2 protein-coding genes are annotated in these 2,021 nt (G+C 42.8%); both read right to left on the bottom strand.

Going from position 1 to position 2,021, the window contains the following annotated elements; all coding sequences use genetic code 11:
* Positions 1 to 194: transposase domain-containing protein (locus BM739_RS19760; protein ID WP_254843599.1), on the bottom strand; the 194-nt coding region annotated here is incomplete at its 3' end.
* A gap of 352 nt (positions 195 to 546) precedes the next feature.
* On the bottom strand, positions 547 to 2,019 hold the full coding sequence (ltrA, locus tag BM739_RS19755) for a group II intron reverse transcriptase/maturase (RefSeq protein ID WP_076543313.1): 1,473 nt from the start codon (positions 2,017 to 2,019) through the stop codon (positions 547 to 549).
* Positions 2,020 to 2,021: the final 2 nt, after the last annotated feature.

Genomic DNA, 2,021 nt, shown 5'->3' with positions numbered 1-2,021 from the left:
TTACGGATTAATCCCATCCACAGCACGAGCCAGACGGCTTGCTGCGCAGGCAAACGACGATTACGGATACTTGCCTTGTTGGCTGAAAGTAATGATTGTTCTATCCACTGTGAATCGATAGCCTCCATTACAGAAGCATAATCTCCACTTTCTTCTACTGACTCATGAACTAACTCAAGCTCTTGCGCAAACATAAAAAAATCCCTACCAGAATACTGGTAGGGATTATCATTCATCTGCAGGATCGTTCAAGTGTTCTTAACCGATCGGCATTAACTCAATGAGTGGCTTTTTTGTGTCTGAAATTTGTGGTCTTTATTAGTAACTAAACAAAACTGCTTGATACTCGCCCTACTTTAGGTAATAGCAGCGTACTTGATTTGAAGAATTTGTAGATTCCTGACACCATAAGATGAGTAGGTATAACACGTAATTGTCGGATAGGCGACACCTGTTACCAAGTGCCGCCCTCCTAAGAACCGTACGTGCAACTTTCACTGCATACGGCTCAAGCCTCCACTAAGGCGTATTCTGTTACCCAGCACCCTACATCGCAGCCAAGACAGGCTCAAACCATGAGTTTCTACCTTCCTTTGCCCGTTTTCGCTTACCTAAGTAAGCTTCATGTTCGGGGTCGTAAGGTGTCGCTGCACTCCTGATTTTTACATGTCTTTTTATGAGCGTTTGAGCTATTTGGACAAGGTTAAATCGACAATCCATGTTCGCTATTTTCTGCCAACCATGAAATTGCCATTGTCCCTTACCATCCAAATAATATTTACGCCTCACCCAGTCTTTACTTTTCGTTGGATGACGCCTAATTGCCCAGCGCCATAACAACCAGAAAAGTTGATGGCCAACATAACCGAAAACTTGCTTAGCAACACTGTGGCGATAATAGTTCGCCCATCCTCTCAGTTTCGGATTTAATATTTTGATTAAATCGTTAACTGGGATTGTTGGATGTTTTCTGATGAATTCACGTAGATTGCTCAAAAATGACAGAACGTTGCTCTTGCTCGGTTTAATGAGCAGTTTGCCTTTGTACTTTCTAAGATTGAATCCCAGAAAGTCAAAACCATCATCGATATGAGTTATGTGCGTTTTCTCATCAGAGAGTGTTAAGCCTCTTTCCTGTAGAAAACCAATGAGCTGCGGCTTGATGTCATTAACGAGCACTTCCTTCGAAGAACCTGTGATAACAAAGTCATCTGCATATCCAATAAAGTTGACCCTATTACCTGTTTTACAAGCAATAGACTTAACCAATTGTTCTAATCCAGCCAGCGTGAGCAACATAAGCGTAGGCGATATTATCCCACCTTGCGGTGTTCCTTCTGCTGTTTTATAGAACAATCCTTTGTCAACATAACCACATCCAAGCCATTGTTTCAGCATTCGTTTATCTAATTGAATGTTATCGAGAAGCCATTGATGACCAATCTTATCGAAACAGGCTTTAATGTCACCCTCAAGAACCCATTGGCTAGAGCGCTTCATACACAAACATTTGAAGCACTGTGCAATGGCATCTGCTGCGCTTCGGTTGGGTCGAAAGCCATAGCTATTGAGGTCGGCTACCRTTTCCGAAATAGGCTCCAAGGCGAGAAGATGAAGCGCTTGCTGCGCTCTGTCTATCATGCAGGGAATGCCTAAAGGTCTGAGTTTGCCGTTTTTCTTGGGGATGTAGATACGTCTGAGCGGTTTGGCATGATAGCCTTTGCGGCTCAGTTTATTCACCGCAGTCATACAACGAGCATCACTGTTCCAAATGATGCCGTCAACGCCTGGTGTTTTGCTGCCTTTATTTTGAGAAACTCTTTTAACAGCAAGTAATTTTGCTGATTTTGAGTGGGTAAGTATCCACTGCAATGCTTTCGCCTTGCCGTGTTTACCTTCTCGGGTTGCTTTTGCAATGCGCATTTGAAGCTTTAATACATGTTGCTTAACCGCTTTCCAATTAATGGATTGCCATTGAACATTCTCAGGGGATGCACTAACTTCAATTGAAGTCATCATTT

It is taken from the genome of Shewanella sp. UCD-KL21 (genome assembly GCF_001957135.1).
Taxonomy (GTDB): domain Bacteria; phylum Pseudomonadota; class Gammaproteobacteria; order Enterobacterales; family Shewanellaceae; genus Shewanella.
The sequence above is the reverse complement of the archived record's forward strand: the minus strand, read 5'-3'. Positions and strand labels throughout refer to the sequence as shown.